The organism is Pseudomonas syringae pv. tomato str. DC3000 (assembly GCF_000007805.1).
In the GTDB taxonomy this organism is placed as follows: domain Bacteria; phylum Pseudomonadota; class Gammaproteobacteria; order Pseudomonadales; family Pseudomonadaceae; genus Aquipseudomonas; species Aquipseudomonas avellanae.
Window position 1 is genome coordinate 5,445,910 of record NC_004578.1, and the last position, 16,029, is coordinate 5,461,938.

16 protein-coding genes are annotated in these 16,029 nt (G+C 60.6%); 8 read left to right on the forward strand and 8 right to left on the reverse strand.

Going from position 1 to position 16,029, the window contains the following annotated elements; genetic code table 11:
• Positions 1-5: 5 nt before the first annotated feature.
• Complete coding sequence (locus tag PSPTO_RS24860) at positions 6-848, forward strand: HlyC/CorC family transporter (RefSeq protein WP_007243836.1); 843 nt, start codon at positions 6-8, stop codon at positions 846-848.
• A gap of 41 nt (positions 849-889) precedes the next feature.
• Positions 890-2,410: an apolipoprotein N-acyltransferase gene (lnt, locus tag PSPTO_RS24865; RefSeq protein WP_011105186.1), complete on the forward strand. Its 1,521-nt coding sequence runs from the start codon at positions 890-892 to the stop codon at positions 2,408-2,410.
• 51 nt (positions 2,411-2,461) lie between these two features.
• Here lnt and PSPTO_RS24870 read toward each other — a convergent pair whose 3' ends face one another.
• Together PSPTO_RS24870 and PSPTO_RS24875 are read right to left on the reverse strand one after the other, a co-directional pair.
• Positions 2,462-3,232: a YdcF family protein gene (locus PSPTO_RS24870; protein WP_011105187.1), complete on the reverse strand. Its 771-nt coding sequence runs from the start codon at positions 3,230-3,232 to the stop codon at positions 2,462-2,464.
• Between the two features lie 70 nt (positions 3,233-3,302).
• A complete protein-coding gene (locus PSPTO_RS24875) occupies positions 3,303-3,653 on the reverse strand; it encodes a hypothetical protein (protein WP_011105188.1) in 351 nt (116 codons plus the stop codon).
• A gap of 311 nt (positions 3,654-3,964) precedes the next feature.
• Here PSPTO_RS24875 and leuS point away from each other — a divergent pair, with 311 nt between their 5' ends.
• The 6 genes from leuS (at position 3,965) to PSPTO_RS24905 (ending at position 10,298) form a co-directional block, all read left to right on the forward strand.
• Positions 3,965-6,571: a leucine--tRNA ligase gene (gene leuS, locus PSPTO_RS24880; RefSeq protein WP_011105190.1), complete on the forward strand. Its 2,607-nt coding sequence runs from the start codon at positions 3,965-3,967 to the stop codon at positions 6,569-6,571.
• Positions 6,572-6,660: 89 nt separating this feature from the next.
• Positions 6,661-7,266, forward strand: coding sequence for an LPS assembly lipoprotein LptE (lptE, locus tag PSPTO_RS24885; protein ID WP_005763254.1), 606 nt, complete (start codon positions 6,661-6,663; stop codon positions 7,264-7,266).
• A gap of 41 nt (positions 7,267-7,307) precedes the next feature.
• A complete protein-coding gene (gene holA, locus PSPTO_RS24890; RefSeq protein WP_011105191.1) occupies positions 7,308-8,345 on the forward strand; it encodes a DNA polymerase III subunit delta in 1,038 nt (345 codons plus the stop codon).
• A gap of 4 nt (positions 8,346-8,349) precedes the next feature.
• On the forward strand, positions 8,350-8,556 hold the full coding sequence (locus tag PSPTO_RS24895; protein ID WP_011105192.1) for a hypothetical protein: 207 nt from the start codon (positions 8,350-8,352) through the stop codon (positions 8,554-8,556).
• Between the two features lie 165 nt (positions 8,557-8,721).
• Complete coding sequence (gene arfA, locus PSPTO_RS24900; protein ID WP_003376569.1) at positions 8,722-8,877, forward strand: alternative ribosome rescue factor ArfA; 156 nt, start codon at positions 8,722-8,724, stop codon at positions 8,875-8,877.
• Positions 8,878-8,960: 83 nt separating this feature from the next.
• Entirely contained in the window at positions 8,961-10,298 is a 1,338-nt protein-coding gene (locus tag PSPTO_RS24905; RefSeq protein WP_005763248.1) for a lytic murein transglycosylase, read from the forward strand.
• A gap of 264 nt (positions 10,299-10,562) precedes the next feature.
• Here the strand turns inward: PSPTO_RS24905 and lipA are convergent, their stop codons facing one another.
• From lipA to mltB, 6 genes are all read right to left on the reverse strand, one after another.
• The gene (gene lipA, locus PSPTO_RS24910) at positions 10,563-11,570 is read right to left on the reverse strand and encodes a lipoyl synthase (protein WP_005763246.1); all 1,008 of its coding nucleotides are present in this window, start codon (positions 11,568-11,570) and stop codon (positions 10,563-10,565) included.
• A complete protein-coding gene (gene lipB, locus PSPTO_RS24915) occupies positions 11,563-12,219 on the reverse strand; it encodes a lipoyl(octanoyl) transferase LipB (protein WP_007244676.1) in 657 nt (218 codons plus the stop codon). Before lipB ends, lipA begins: the two co-directional genes overlap by 8 nt.
• Positions 12,219-12,494 carry a DUF493 domain-containing protein gene (locus PSPTO_RS24920; RefSeq protein WP_005763243.1) on the reverse strand — a complete coding sequence of 92 codons (276 nt, stop codon included), beginning with the start codon at positions 12,492-12,494 and terminating at the stop codon, positions 12,219-12,221. Before PSPTO_RS24920 ends, lipB begins: the two co-directional genes overlap by 1 nt.
• 90 nt (positions 12,495-12,584) lie before the next feature.
• Positions 12,585-13,745 (reverse strand): D-alanyl-D-alanine carboxypeptidase family protein, encoded by a 1,161-nt coding sequence (locus PSPTO_RS24925; protein ID WP_003376558.1) that lies wholly within the window; start codon positions 13,743-13,745, stop codon positions 12,585-12,587.
• Positions 13,746-13,986: 241 nt separating this feature from the next.
• Positions 13,987-15,015 (reverse strand): septal ring lytic transglycosylase RlpA family protein, encoded by a 1,029-nt coding sequence (locus tag PSPTO_RS24935; RefSeq protein ID WP_007244675.1) that lies wholly within the window; start codon positions 15,013-15,015, stop codon positions 13,987-13,989.
• Positions 15,015-16,022, reverse strand: a complete 1,008-nt coding sequence (gene mltB, locus PSPTO_RS24940; RefSeq protein WP_005736753.1) for a lytic murein transglycosylase B — start codon at positions 16,020-16,022, stop codon at positions 15,015-15,017. Before mltB ends, PSPTO_RS24935 begins: the two co-directional genes overlap by 1 nt.
• Positions 16,023-16,029 lie beyond the last annotated feature (7 nt).

The following is a 16,029-nucleotide window of genomic DNA, read 5'->3' on the forward strand; positions in this document are numbered from 1 at the left end:
GGGCTATGAGCGAAGACCGATCGAGCAACGGGCAAAAGTCATGGTTGGGTAAACTGACCCAGGCCTTTGTCCATGAGCCGAAAAACCGCCAGGAGCTGCTTGAGCTGCTGCGCGAAGCCCACCAGAACAAACTGCTGGACAGCGAAGCGCTGGCCATCGTCGAGGGCGCCATTCAGGTGGCTGACCTGCAAGTGCGCGACATCATGGTGCCGCGTTCGCAGATGATCAGCATCAAGGCGACCCAGACCCCTCGCGAGTTCCTGCCCGCGGTCATCGATGCAGCGCACTCGCGCTACCCGGTGATCGGCGAGAGCCACGATGACGTGCTCGGCGTGCTGCTGGCCAAGGACCTGCTGCCACTGATCCTCAAGGCTGACGGCGACAGCGACGACGTCAAGAAGCTGCTGCGCCCGGCGACCTTCGTCCCCGAGTCCAAGCGCCTCAACGTGCTGCTGCGTGAATTCCGCGCCAACCATAACCACATGGCCATCGTCATTGACGAATACGGCGGCGTGGCGGGCCTGGTGACCATCGAAGACGTGCTTGAACAGATCGTCGGCGACATCGAGGATGAGCATGACGTCGAGGAAGACAGCTACATCAAACCGCTGCCCAGCGGCGACTTCCTGGTCAAGGCGCTGACCCCGATCGAGAATTTCAACGAATTCTTCGACAGCGTGTTTTCGGATGACGAGTTCGACACAGTGGGCGGCCTGGTGATGAATGCCTTCGGTCATTTGCCCAAGCGTAACGAGATCACCGAAATCGGTGCCTATCGCTTCCGCATTCTGAGCGCTGACAGCCGCCGCATCCATTTGCTGCGCGTGAGCCCGATTTCTCGCCCGTAATCACCGACTGCACACACCTGATGTTGCGTTAAGGAATCTACATGCGCTGGATAACCCGCCCCGGCTGGCCCGGTAACCTGCTGGCCCTGGCGGCTGGCGGGCTCACGACCCTGGCCCTGGCGCCTTTCGACTTCTGGCCGTTGGTGCTGGTATCGGTGGCGATGTTCTATCTGGGGCTGCGCGAGTTGAGTCCGCGTCAGGCACTGGCTCGCGGCTGGTGTTACGGCTTCGGTCTGTACGGCGCAGGCACCAGTTGGATCTACGTCAGCATCCACACCTACGGCGGTGCTTCCGCGCTGCTGGCAGGTTTGCTGATGCTGCTGTTCATCGCAGCCATCGCGCTGTTCTTTGCCCTGCCCGCCTGGGTCTGGGCGCGCTGGCTGAGACGCAACGAAGCGCCACTGGCAGATTCGCTGGCGTTTGCCGCCCTGTGGCTGTGGCAAGAGGCGTTTCGCGGCTGGTTTCTTACCGGCTTTCCGTGGCTCTATTCCGGTTACAGCCAGCTCGACGCCCCGCTTGCCGGCCTCGCGCCGGTTGGCGGCGTCTGGCTGATTTCATTTGCGCTGGGCCTGACCGCTGCACTGTTGTGCAACCTGCACCGCTTGCGGGCACGCAAATCGTTTCTGGCCATGGGCGTGCTGCTGTTGCTGGCACCGTGGGTCGCAGGTCTGGCGCTCAAGGATCACGCCTGGACCTCGCCTTCCGGCCCGCCGCTGAAAGTGGCGGCCATGCAGGGCAACATCGAACAAAGCATGAAATGGGACCCGCAAAAGCTCAACGATCAACTGGCGCTGTATCGGGACATGACCTTTCGCTCACAGCAGGCCGACCTGATTGTCTGGCCGGAAACGGCTGTGCCGGTCCTCAAGGAAAGCGCAGAAGGCTACCTGTCGATGATGGGCAAGTTTGCTGCGGACCGTGGCGCGGCGCTGATCACGGGCGTGCCGGTGCGTGAGCCGACCGGGCGTGGCGAATACAGCTATTACAACGGCATCACCGTCACCGGCCAGGGCGACGGCACTTATTTCAAGCAGAAGCTCGTTCCGTTCGGTGAATACGTGCCGTTGCAGGACCTGTTGCGCGGGCTGATCTCCTTCTTCGACCTGCCGATGTCCGACTTCGCACGCGGCCCGAACGATCAGGCTCTATTGCAGGCCAAGGGTTATCACATCGCGCCGTTCATCTGCTATGAAGTGGTTTATCCGGAGTTCGCCGCAGGCCTGTCGGCGCAGAGCGATCTGCTGTTGACGGTCAGCAATGACACCTGGTTCGGCACCTCGATCGGTCCTCTGCAACATTTGCAGATGGCCCAGATGCGCGCCCTTGAAGCGGGACGCTGGATGATCCGCGCGACCAACAATGGTGTTACTGCGCTGATCGACCCGTTCGGCAGGATCACCGTGCAGATTCCGCAGTTCGAGCGTGGCGTGCTGTACGGCGAGGTGGTGCCGATGCACGAACTCACGCCGTATCTGCACTGGCGCTCGTGGCCACTGGCGATTGTCTGCCTGCTGTTATTTGGCTGGGCGTTGCTGGCGGCCCGGATCTCCAAGACTGTCTGACCGATTGCACAAAGCCGGTTCCAGCTGTTTTCAGCTGGAATCGGCTTCCTCTCAGTGACCGCCTCGGTAAATCCACGGGTAAACCAGTAAACCCGCCGCTTCGTTAAGCAACACCCCGCTCTGCGTGAACACACGACTCTCGGGCAACCAGCCGCCAAAGGGCCGGGCATTGTCCACCCCAAGAAAGCCGACCGGCGCACTCACCACGGTAAAACCCGCCTGCTCGAAACTCCATCGCGCCCTTGACATATGCCAGGCCTGCGTGACCAGTACCACGCGCTTGATACCCTGAGGTTGCAGAACTGCGGCGGTCATTGTCGCGTTTTCCCACGTGGTACGGCTCAGACCTTCCTGCCAACGCACTGTCACGCCGAAGTCCTGCTGCAGCGCTTGCGCCATTATCGACGCTTCGCTGGGTGGCTGGTCGAAGTGCAAACCGCCCGCGGTCAGTATCGGCAGCCCGGACTCTTTCGCCAATCGGGCTGCCAGGCGCAACCGCTCAAGGCCCAGCCCCGTCGGCGTATCGGCACCCCAGGTGGGCGAGTTGCGCTCACGTCCGTTGCCGAGCACCACAATCGCATCCGCCTGCTGTGCCAGCGTCGCCCATTGTTGTTGCGGCAAGGGCCGGATCTGCTCCATCTTGCGCGCGGCGAACTCCACCACAACCGGCACGCTCATCAACCATAAACCGCCCAGACCCGCAGCAAAACAGGCTGTTGCCAGACGCGGACGCGAGCGACGCAGCCACCAGCCGAGGATCAGCAGCAAAAACAGAACGCCGGGTGGCAACAAGAGGGTTTTCAACAGGTAGCGCAAAGGCATCGGGGCATCTCCAGAGATGCCCGAAGCCTAGAATGTTTGAAGCCAGGCAACAATGTTTGAAGGCGGATACCTAACCGCTACGGCCCAGCCGTGCCGATGCCCTGGCTCGTCGCTTGTCCTTCAGCCAGATGATCGTGGCTGACATTCTGGACGACTTGACCGGGCTGGCGTGTTCAGACGAATCCGTATGGCTGCCCCTGGAAATATCCATGACAGCCCCGCCTGACGTACCGACGCCTTTCTCCAGACAGGCTTCTATCAACTCGAACTCGGCGCTGCTCAACCCCTTGAGTTCAAGTTCGGCGGGCGATTCGTTTCGCAAGCGTACCGAGGTACTTGCCATTTCAAGCGCAAGCCCGAGACGATCGATCAAACGCTCATACAGCTCAGATGTGCTTACTGCGTGCTGCAACTCTGTCATCTGCTCACCTCATCGAAGATAAACGTTATCCTCGCGCTTGAGCTTAGCGGCGCTGCCGGAACCGGCATAAAACTGCGACCAACGGCCAGATAGAGCGGTCAGCCGGGCTTTGACCGCTGCACGGAGCAATCAGGGTTTCCCTCGATAGATGACCCTCATGTATGCTACGGCGCTTCCTGTAATTCCACTTCCGCGCTCTTGAGCCCGAACGCACCGCACAGACAGTTACAATTGTCAGCCCAGCGGTGCCGACCTGACTCGGCGAAGCAATGAAGAGGTCAAGGGTCACTAATCTTTAGTAAAAAGTAGCCATGCACGAACTCTATCAGCCCCGCGAAATCGAAGCCGCCGCCCAAACGTTCTGGGATGAGCAAAAGTCTTTTGAAGTCAGTGAACAGCCAGGCAAGGAAACCTTCTATTGCCTGTCGATGTTTCCTTACCCCAGCGGCAAGCTGCACATGGGCCATGTGCGCAACTACACCATCGGTGACGTGATTTCCCGCTACCAGCGCATGCTCGGCAAGAACGTCCTGCAGCCACTGGGCTGGGACGCGTTCGGCATGCCGGCTGAAAACGCCGCGATCGACAACAACGTCGCGCCGGCCAAGTGGACCTACGAAAACATCGCCTACATGAAGAACCAGCTAAAGAGCCTGGGTCTGGCGGTGGACTGGTCTCGCGAAGTCACCACCTGCAAGCCTGATTACTATCGCTGGGAACAATGGCTGTTCACTCGCCTGTTCGAGAAAGGCGTGATCTACCGCAAGAACGGCACCGTGAACTGGGACCCGATCGACCAGACCGTACTGGCCAACGAGCAGGTCATCGACGGTCGCGGCTGGCGTTCCGGCGCGCTTATCGAAAAGCGCGAAATCCCGATGTACTACTTCAAGATCACCGCCTACGCCGACGAGCTGCTGGAAAGCCTCGACGAACTGCCGGGCTGGCCTGAACAGGTCAAGACCATGCAGCGCAACTGGATCGGCAGATCGCGCGGCATGGAAGTGCAGTTCCCGTACGACCAGGCGTCGATCGGCGAAGCGGGCGCATTGAAAGTCTTCACCACACGCCCTGACACCCTGATGGGGGCAACCTACGTTGCCGTCGCCGCTGAACACCCGCTGGCGACCCTTGCAGCGCAAGGCAACCCAGCGCTGCAAGCCTTTATCGATGAGTGCAAGGGCGGCAGCGTCGCCGAAGCAGACGTTGCCACCCAGGAAAAGAAAGGCCAGCCGACCTCGTTGTTCGTCGAGCACCCGCTGACCGGCGAAAAACTGCCGGTGTGGGTCGCCAACTATGTATTGATGCATTACGGCGATGGCGCTGTCATGGCAGTCCCGGCGCACGATGAGCGCGATTTCGAATTTGCCAGCAAATACGACTTGCCGATCAAACCCGTAGTACGCACCAGCGCTGGCGACGAAACGCCTGCGCCGTGGCAAGCCGAGTACAACGAACAAGGCCCGCTGATCAATTCCGGCGAGTTCACCGGCCTGCATTTTCAGGACGCGTTCGATGCCATCGAAGCCGCTCTGGTGAAAAAAGCGCTGGGTCAGTCGCGCACTCAGTTCCGCCTGCGCGACTGGGGCATCAGCCGTCAGCGTTATTGGGGCTGCCCGATCCCGATCGTGCATTGCGACACCTGCGGCGACGTGCCGGTCCCTGAAGACCAGTTACCGGTTATCCTGCCGGAAGACGTGGTGCCCGACGGTGCTGGCTCGCCGCTGGCGCGCATGCCGCAATTCTACGAGTGCAGCTGCCCGAAATGCGGTGCACCGGCCAAGCGTGAAACCGACACCATGGACACCTTCGTCGAGTCCTCCTGGTACTACGCGCGCTACGCCTCTCCGCATTACGAAGGTGGCCTGGTCGAGCCAAACGCAGCCAACCACTGGCTGCCGGTCGACCAGTACATCGGCGGCATCGAACACGCCATTTTGCACCTGCTTTACGCGCGCTTCTTCCACAAGCTGATGCGTGACGAAGGCCTGGTGACGTCGAACGAGCCGTTCAAGAACCTGCTGACCCAGGGCATGGTCAACGCCGAAACCTACTTCCGCATGGAAACCAGCGGCAAGAAAACCTGGATCAACCCGGCCGACGTGACCCTCGAAAGAGACGCCAAGGCCAAGGTGATCAGCGCCACGTTGACCAGCGATGGCTTGCCGGTAGAAATCGGCGGCACCGAGAAGATGTCGAAGTCGAAGAAAAACGGCATCGACCCACAGACCATGATCGATCAGTACGGCGCGGATACCTGCCGTTTGTTCATGATGTTCGCCTCGCCGCCTGACATGAGCCTGGAATGGTCGGACTCGGGTGTCGAAGGCTCGCATCGCTTCCTGCGCCGTGTATGGCGTCTGGCTCAGGCGCACGTTGGTCAGGGTGCATCGGGCAGCCTGGACATCGCCGCCCTGACCGATGAGCAGAAGGCCGTGCGCCGTTCGATCCATCAGGCCATCAAGCAGGCGAGCCAGGATATTGGCCAGAATCAGAAATTCAACACCGCTGTCGCGCAAGTGATGACGCTGATGAACGTGCTGGAAAAAGCCCCTCAGGCCACGCCACAGGATCGCGCACTGCTGCAGGAAGGCCTGGAAACAGTCACCCTGCTGCTGGCACCGATCACGCCGCACATCAGCCACGAACTGTGGACGCAATTGGGCCACAATGAGCCGGTCATCGACGCTGGCTGGCCTGTGTTTGATGCCCATGCGCTGGTGCAGGACAGCCTGCAACTGGTGATTCAGGTCAACGGCAAGCTGCGCGGCCACATCGAAATGCCCGCCAGTGCCAGCCGCGAAGAAGTCGAAGCGGCGGCACGCATCAACGAGAACGTCTTGCGCTTCACTGATGGCCTGACCATTCGCAAGGTGATCGTCGTGCCTGGCAAGCTGGTCAACATCGTCGCAAGCTAACTGGATCAGGCGCCTGGCAGCTGCCGGGCGCCGAACATATTTTCAGGGCTCGCAGTGGCGGCCCAAACGGATTCAACGGGAGCATCAAGATGATCAAACGCAATTTGCTGGTGATGGGCCTGGCTGTTCTGTTGAGTGCCTGTGGCTTCCAGCTGCGTGGCACCGGCACGACCGAGTTGGCGATCAAGGAGCTGGATGTCAGCGCACGCAACGCTTACGGCGAAACCGTCACTCAGCTGACTCGCCTGTTGACCAGCTCCGGCGTCAAGGTCTACACCGGCGCGCCCTACAAGCTGATTCTGACCAGTGAGAACGAAACCCAGCGCACCATCAGCTTCTCCGGTTCGGGCCGCTCGGCGGAATACCAGCTGACCAACACGCTGACGTATGAAATTCACGGTGACCGGGACCGCCTCCTGCTGGACAACAAGGTCAGCGCAGACCGCTCCTACGTACATGACGGCAACAACCTGACCGGCTCCGATCAGGAAGCCTCGCAGGTCCGTCAGGAAATGCGCAACGACCTTATCCAGAAACTGATGGCACGCCTGCAACAACTGACGCCGTCCCGTCTGGACGAACTGCAGGCCAAGGCCGACGCAGTTGCCAAAGCCGAAGCCGACGCACTGGAAGCCGCTCAGCGGATCCGCGACGAGACGCCTCAGCAGTCGCCTGTCGAAGTACCGGCCAGGTAAGTGTGCGGGGCCAGTCATATGGCCCCGACATTCTCCAGCCCATGAAACTCGCCCCCGCCCAACTGGCTAAACACCTGCAAGGTACGCTCGCGCCTGTCTATGTGATCAGTGGCGACGACCCGCTGCTTTGTCAGGAGGCTGCCGATGCCGTCCGCGCCGCTGCACGCCAGCAGGGCTTCGATGAACGTCAGGTGTTCAGCGCAGACGCCAGCTTCGACTGGGGCACGTTGCTCCAGGCCGGTGCCAGCATGTCGCTGTTCGCCGAACGCCGTCTTCTGGAACTGCGCCTGCCTTCGGGCAAGCCCGGTGACAAAGGTGCAGCCGCGCTCATGGAATACTGCGCCAGACCTGCCGAAGACACCCTGCTGCTGATCAGCCTGCCCAAACTGGATGGCAGTGCGCAGAAGACCAAATGGGGCAAGGCACTGGTTGAAGGTGCGCACACCCAGTTCGTGCAGATCTGGCCGGTGGACATCGGCCAGTTGCCACAATGGATTCGCCAACGTTTGTCGCAGGCGGGGCTTTCGGCCACACAGGATGCTGTCGAACTGATCGCAGCGCGGGTTGAAGGTAACCTGCTGGCCGCTGCGCAGGAAATCGAAAAGCTCAAGCTAATGGCCGAAGAAGGCCAGATCACTGTTCAGACCGTACAGGCTGCGGTGGCCGACAGTGCGCGTTTCGATGTATTCGGCCTGACCGACGCAGTGCTCAACGGCGAGGCGGCACATGCCCTGCGCATGCTTGAGGGCCTGCGCGGCGAGGGGGTCGAGACGCCGGTGATTCTCTGGGCGTTGACTCGCGAACTGCGTGCGCTGGCCAACATGTCCCAACAGTTCAGCCAGGGTGTGCCGCTCGACAAGGTGTTCAGCTCGGCCCGCCCACCGGTCTGGGACAAGCGCAAACCGCTGATGAGCAAAGCCCTGCAACGCCACTCGGCAAAACGCTGGAGCCAGTTGCTGATGGACGCGCAGCGCATCGACGCGCAAATCAAGGGCCAGGCGGCAGGCTCGCCTTGGAGCAGCCTGAGCCGACTGGCGCTACTGATGGCGGGACAGAGGCTGGCGCTGCCAGCGGAGTGAGTGCATGTCGGACATATTCTTTCAGCTGTTTTTTGAAATACCGCTTCGTTACATTTGCTACCCCATAGGCTGGCCGATCGTGCGCATCGTCACGTGGGGGAAATACCCCAGGAAAGGCTCTTGGCTCAAAGATAACTGGCAAGCAGGATGGACCAGCGCCACCGGTTTCGTGGTCTTGGTGTTTTCCATCGTTGCGCTGTTCGTGCATTGAGCTGAGGGTAAACGCAAATTCGCGGGAGCGCCGCCCCGGTCGTTCCTACAGGTGTTCACTCAGCCAAGGCCCCGCTCCTTCGCCATAGCACACAACTATTAGACATAACCGCCAATCTGCCCGATGATTTGCAGCGCTTTACAACACCCATCAGGAGCACCCGCCATGAGCAAGCCAAAACGGCCGAACAAGGCCAAATCGATCATCGCCCAGCCGTTGTTCCGCAGTCGTCAGGAACAACCTTCCAAGGGCAAAGGCAGCTACCGCCGCGAAGCCTTCCAGTCTAAAAGCTGGGAGGCTTCCTGCTTTATGGCAGCCTGATATCGAGCAACACCTGCGGGGCGCTTTCCACCGCTTAGCCGTGTTATGGTCTGCACCTAACGGTAATACCCTTGGACTCAAGCATGCCTTCTCGTTTTACCCATCGCCCGCAGCTGCGCCAACTCATCGCTGCCTCCAGCCTTATCGCCCTGGTAGCTTGCGCAGAAAAACCCACTGCTGCCGATGCCACGCCCCTTCAAACCAGTAAAGCGCAAACAAACGCTCCGGCCGTGGCCCCCACGCCAGCACTGGTCGTCGATGACACGCTCACCATTCAACCCGCCGTCAGCTTCAGCGAATGGCAAGCCGGTTTTCGTGCTCAGGCGCTCAAGGCAGGCATTCGGGCGGACGTATTCGACCTGGCGTTTGCCGGTGTCACGCCCGACATGAGCGTGGTCAAAGCCGACCGCAGCCAGCCCGAGTTCAGCCGCCCGGTCTGGGAATACCTGGACGGTGCCATTTCCGCTGTACGCGTGCGCAAGGGTCAGGCGTTGCTGTCGCAGTACGCTGATGATCTGCAGAAGATCGAGCAGCAGTACGGCGTGGACCGTCAGGCATTGGTCGCGGTGTGGGGCATGGAGAGTAATTTCGGAAGCTTTCAGGGTTCGCAATCGGTGATTCGCTCACTGGCGACGCTAGCCTACGAAGGCCGTCGTCCAGGTTTCGCGCAGAGCCAGTTGCTGGCCGCGCTGGAGATCATCCAGCATGGCGACATCACCCCGGACAAAATGCTCGGCTCGTGGGCCGGGGCAATGGGCCAGACCCAGTTCATCCCGACTACTTACAACACCCACGCCGTCGATTTTGACGGCGATGGCCGCCGCGACATCTGGAACACCCCGGCCGACGCCCTCGCCTCCACTGCGCACTACCTGCAAAGCTCCGGCTGGCAGCGTGGTCAGCCGTGGGGCTTTGAGGTGGTGCTAGGCTCCGGGTTTGACTACTCGCTGGCCGATTCGACAACCCGCAAGAGTCTTGCTGAATGGCAGCAACTGGGCCTCAAGCAACCCGACGGCTCGGCGATTCCGGTCGCGGCCAGCCAGCAGCAGGCGGTCTTGTTGTTGCCCGCGGGTTATCGCGGCCCGGCCTTTCTGGTGCTGGATAACTTCCGTGCGATTCTCAAGTACAACAACTCCACCTCCTATGCCTTGGCGATCAGCCTGCTTTCCGACCGTTTCAAGGGCGCAGGGTACGTGGTCGGTGCCTGGCCACGCGCAGACACGCCGCTGAGCCGCTCTGAGCGTATCGAGTTGCAAAGCCTGCTCTCGGCCCGCCAATACGACGCAGGCGCGCCAGACGGCATTATCGGCGCCAATACGCGCAAAGCAATCCGCAGCGCACAGCAATCCTTCGGCTGGCCGGCCGATGGCTATCCGACGCATGAGTTGCTGGAAGCCCTTCGCAAGCCTGTGGGGCAGTAATCGGGAGGACGCAGAGCGTCCAGAACGGCATGCCAACGCGGAGCGTCGGCACGATAGTGTTCTTACGGACGCCTATCGTTCCTCACGCTCCGGCGTGGGAATGCATTTCCGGACGCTCTGCGTCCAATCTCGACCAAAGATGCGGCGAAGTGTGTGACGCGGAGCGTCACGAACTGCATGCCAACGCGGAGCGTCGGCACGATAATCAACCGCAAAAAAGGGCCAGGGATCGCAACCTGGCCCTTATTGTTTTGCGGCTCGCTGTCAGAGCATCGCTTTGGCGATCTTGGCTTGCTCGTCGGCGTGGTACGACGAGCGCACCAGCGGGCCTGAAGCGACGTTCTTGAAGCCCATCTTGTAACCTTCCTCGGCGAACCAGGCGAAGGTGTCCGGATGGACGAAACGCTGCACCGCCAGGTGATTGCGCGATGGCTGCAGGTACTGACCCAGGGTCAGCATGTCGATGTCGTGCTCGCGCATGCGCTTCATGACTTCGATGACTTCTTCGTCAGTCTCGCCCAGACCCAGCATCAGGCCGGATTTGGTCGGTACGTGCGGGACCATCTGCTTGAAGCGTTGCAGCAGGGTCAGCGACCACTGGTAATCCGAGCCAGGACGCGCGGCCTTGTACAGACGCGGCACGGTTTCCAGGTTGTGGTTGAACACATCCGGCGGCTCGGCTGCAGTGATTTCCAGCGCTACGTCCATGCGCCCACGGTAATCGGGCACCAGTGTTTCGAGCTGAATGCCCGGCGACAGCAGGCGGATCTCGCGGATGCAGTCGGCAAAGTGCTGAGCGCCGCCGTCACGCAGGTCATCACGGTCTACCGAGGTGATCACCACGTATTTCAAGCGCAAATCGGCAATCGCGATGGCAAGGCTCTTCGGTTCGTCGGCGTCGAGCGCCTTCGGACGGCCGTGGCCCACGTCGCAGAACGGGCAGCGACGGGTGCAGATGTCGCCCATGATCATGAACGTCGCGGTGCCGCCGGAGAAACATTCGCCCAGGTTGGGGCAGGATGCCTCTTCGCAGACGCTGTGCAGCTTGTGCTTGCGCAGCAGTTGCTTGATACGGTCGACCTCCGGAGAAACCGGGATGCGCACGCGAATCCAGTCAGGCTTCTTCGGCAGGTCTACAGTCGGGATGATCTTGACCGGGATGCGCGCAACCTTTTCCGCTCCGCGCAGCTTGACGCCGGCTTCGACTTTCGGACGGGCCACACGCTCGGAAACGTCAAGCGTCGGGATCAGGGTTTGCACGGTGTCAGTCATATTGGTTTATTCCGCCCGTAAGGGTCGCCTGCTCAGCGTAGTCGAGGTGTTTGACGAGCTGCGCACGCAGTCGGACACTTACCTCGGAAAATTCTATCTGCCCTGCCTGATCGCTCAGTTGGGTCATGGCCAGCCCGGCATAGCCGCAAGGGTTGATGCGGCGGAACGGCTCCAGGTCCATGTCGACGTTCAACGCCAGGCCATGGAACGAACAGCCATTGCGAATGCGCAGACCGAGCGAGGCGATTTTCGCGCCATCGACATATACACCCGGCGCATCGGCCTTGGCCGCAGCCGTGACGCCATAATCGGCCAGCAAGGCAATGAGCGTGTTCTCGATCCGGGTGACCAGATCGCGCACACCAAAGCCAAGGCGCCTGACATCCAGCATCAAATAAGCGACCAGCTGGCCCGGGCCATGATAAGTCACTTGGCCGCCACGATCGACCTGTACGACAGGAATATTGCCCGGCAGCAGCAAATGCTCGGCCTTGCCGGACTGCCCCTGAGTGAAGACCGGCGGGTGCTGGACCAGCCAGACTTCATCGCCAGCCTCGCGGCCACGCCCATCGGTGAAGCGCTGCATGGCGTGCCAGGCGGTTTCGTAATCGATCAGACCCAGATCACGAAAGCCCAGAGCATTGGCCATCAGAGCACCATGTGCACAAAACCAGTAGCGCGAAGGGCACTATTGATATCGCGCAACTGGTCTTCGCTGGTCGCGATGATGTGCAACTGGACAGTGGTGTACTTGCCGTTGCTGCTCTGACGCTCGGCGAGCGTTTTGGCATCGACCTGGGCGTGCTTTTCAAGCACCTCCATTACGGCGGCCGTAAAACCGGCGCTGGTGTCACCGATCACTTTGATCGGGTAGTCAACGCAGGGAAATTCGATTTTGTGCGACTTGATGTCGGTATCAGTCATGGCAGTAAAGGTCTCACAAGCCGTGACGACGGACACGCGACCCGCTCAGATCATGAGCAGGCCGCGAGAAGGTCGGCATTGGTTACTGAATCAGTTGAACAAGCCGTAGAAGAACAGGCGGATGCTATCCCACACGCGGCGGAAAATGCCACCTTCCTCGACTGCATCAAGGGCAATCAGATTGGCGGTGTGAACCACCTGATCGTCCTTCTTGACCTCGACCTTGCCGATCACGTCGCCCTTGGCGATTGGCGCAACCAGTTGCGGGTTCATGGTCATGCTGGCGGACAGCTTTTTCATGTCGCCTTTGGGCATGGTCATGCTCAGATCTTCAGCCAGACCGGCCTTGACCTGACGCTCGGTGCCTTTCCAGACAGTTGCCTGAGCCAGCTCGGTGCCTTTCTGATAGAAGTTTTGGGTTTCGAAGAAACGGAAACCATAGGTCAGCAGCTTCTGGGTTTCAGCCGCACGAGCCTGTTCGCTGTTGGTGCCGAACACCACGGCAATCAGGCGCATGCCGTCACGGACGGCCGAAGACACCATGCAGTAGCCGGCTTCGTCGGTGTGACCGGTTTTCAGACCGTCAACGGTCTTGTCACGCCACAGCAGCAGGTTGCGGTTAGGCTGTTTGATGCCGTTCCAGAAGAACTCTTTCTGCGAGTAGATCGCATAGTGAGCCGGGTCTTCGTGGATGATGGCTCGGGCCAGAATCGCCATGTCGTGCGCCGACGAATAGTGCTCCGGGTTCGGCAGACCGGTCGGGTTCATGAAATGGCTGTTGGTCATGCCCAGGTCGCCGGCGGTCTTGTTCATCATGTCGGCAAATGCATCTTCGCTGCCGGCGATGTGTTCAGAGATCGCGACGCTGGCGTCGTTACCCGACTGGATGATAATGCCGTGCAGCAGATCGCTGACCGTGACCTGGCTACCGACCTTGATGAACATCCGCGAACCGCCAGTGCGCCAGGCGTTTTCACTGATGGTCACCGGATCGTTTTCACCGATCTGGCCACGACGGATTTCCAGGGTCGCGATGTAGGCAGTCATCAGCTTGGTCAGGCTGGCAGGCGCCAGACGCTGATCACCGTTGTTCTCGACCAGAACGTTGCCGCTGGTAGCGTCCATCAGCACGTAGGACTTGGCGGCCAGTTGCGGTGCGGCAGGCGTCATCTGCTCCGCAGCCCAGGCAGCCGGGGTGATAATCAGTGGAACAAGCAGGCACAAACGTTTTGCAAAGGTGGTGATGTTCATCCGTCTCTCGAGAATCCTAATGGGCAAACATGCCCTTGCGGGCAAAACTGAACAGACCGGCGAGGCGAAAGCGCCTCGGTACGGCTCGTGGCGCCAGGCTGTAACCCTGGCTGACAAAGTCGCCGGTTCGACACACGACCTTGTGGGCAGTTACCTGCAACGCTTGCCCTGCTGGCAAAGCTGCGCCGCCTGCGACTGCATCTCGCCCTCCACTGCTGCCGGAAGGCGACTGTCGAAAAACTTACTGATCCGATGTCACTACGCTCGGCTGGCCCAGATTGGCCGACCTGACGCTGTTTTGCAGCTGCTGGGCTTCACCCGGCGTGTCGATCGGTCCCATCCGGACCCGATAGAGCGTTTGCTGATTGCGAGCGATCGAGCTGACGAACACCGGCGCTCGAACCATCCCGCTCAGTTTCGACCTCAGGAGCTCCGCAGCGTCCGGGTTGGCGAAGGCTCCCACCTGGAGAAACAGCCCAGCGGCTTGTCCTGAAGCGTTTTTTTTTGCGTCAACCTGCAACGGCACGACAGGTGCAGCGTGCTGCTGGGGTGGCGGTGTGTATTGTTCGACGGTGCCGGTGGAAGTGGACAGCGCTGGCGGTGTTGCCTGGGCCATCACTTGTGGCTGATTGAGCATCAGCGGTGCCGGACGGCCACGTTGCGCCCACCATTCCTGCGGGTCGATACCTTCGACCTTGACCCGCGCAGTGCCGCTTTCGGCGTAACCGAGCTTTTTGGCGGCGGCGTAGGACAGGTCGATGATGCGGTCCGAATAAAACGGCCCACGGTCGTTGACCCGCAGAATCACCGTGCGGTTGTTGTCCAGGTTGGTCACTTTGACGTAGCTGGGCAGCGGCAGGGTCTTGTGCGCGGCACTCATGCCGTACAGGTCGTAAACCTCGCCATTGGCGGTGTTCTGGCCATGAAACTTGGTGCCATACCAGGAGGCGGTGCCCGAAGCGACGTAGCGCCTGGAATCGCTCATGGGGAAATAGGTCTTGCCCAGCACGGTGTACGGGTTGGCCTTGTAGGCCCCGGTGTGCAGGGTCGGCGTGGCATCGGGGATGCGCGAAACATCCACGTCCCACCACGGCGCGCCGTCCTTGTGAGCACGGTTGATGTCCAGGCCCGGCATGGTGCGTACAACTGCACCGCCTTTTGGCGACTGCGACGACGTTGTGCGTGACGGCGACGAGCAACTGGCGACCAGCACTGCCAGGCCAGTCAACGCCAGAAGCTTGAATGATTGAAGAATCGGCGATGCCCGCATTACTTGACGCCTCGAGCTTGAACCAACGATTCAGACAGCTGATACACGGCCATGGCGTACATCACACTGCGGTTATAACGGGTGATTGCATAAAAATTGTTCAGACCCAGCCAGTATTCGGGACCATTGTCGCCTTCAAGACGGAATGCCGTCACCGGCATGTCGTCGCGCAGCGCATCATGACTTGCCCAACCCAGCTGTCGCAACTCCCCGACCGACATTACCGGATCAAGTGCAGGGCTCAAGCCTTCATCAACCCGGTCGCCACGCGCCGTTGCGCGGCTGACGACCTGCTGGCCGGCCACCCAGCCATGACGCTTGAAATAGCTGGCCACGCTGCCGATGGCGTCGTCCGGGTCGGTCCAGATGTTGATGTGACCGTCGCCGTCAAAGTCCACTGCATAAGCGCGGAAGCTGCTCGGCATGAATTGCGGCAGGCCCATTGCGCCGGCATACGAGCCTTTCAGGGTCAGCGGATCGACCTGTTGCTCGCGGGCCAGCAGCAGGAACTCACGCAGTTCCTTGCGGAAGAACGGGGCGCGCGGCGGGTAATCGAAACCGAGCGTCGACAAGGCGTCGATCACCCGGTAATTACCGGTGTTGCGGCCGAAAAAGGTTTCGACGCCGATGATCGAAACGATGATCTGCGCCGGTACGCCATATTCCTGCTCGGCGCGGGCCAATGCGGCCTCGTGCTGACGCCAGAAATCGACACCGCGGGCTATGCGCGTGTCAGTGATGAACATCGGCCGATACTCTTTCCACTGCTTGACCCGTTCAGCCGGGCGCGAAATGGCATCCAGAATGGCCTGCTTGCGCTCGACCTCACGAAACAGGCCCATCAACTGCTCGCCGGCAAAACCGTAGTCGCGGGTCAGTTCACCGACGAACTCGGCCACCTGGGGCGAACCTTCGTAATCACCGGCCAGTGCCTCTTGCACCGACCCAAGGATGCCCACCAGGCCGACCACCGGAGCATATCGAGCCCAGTTACGCATTGCTTGCATTGAATAG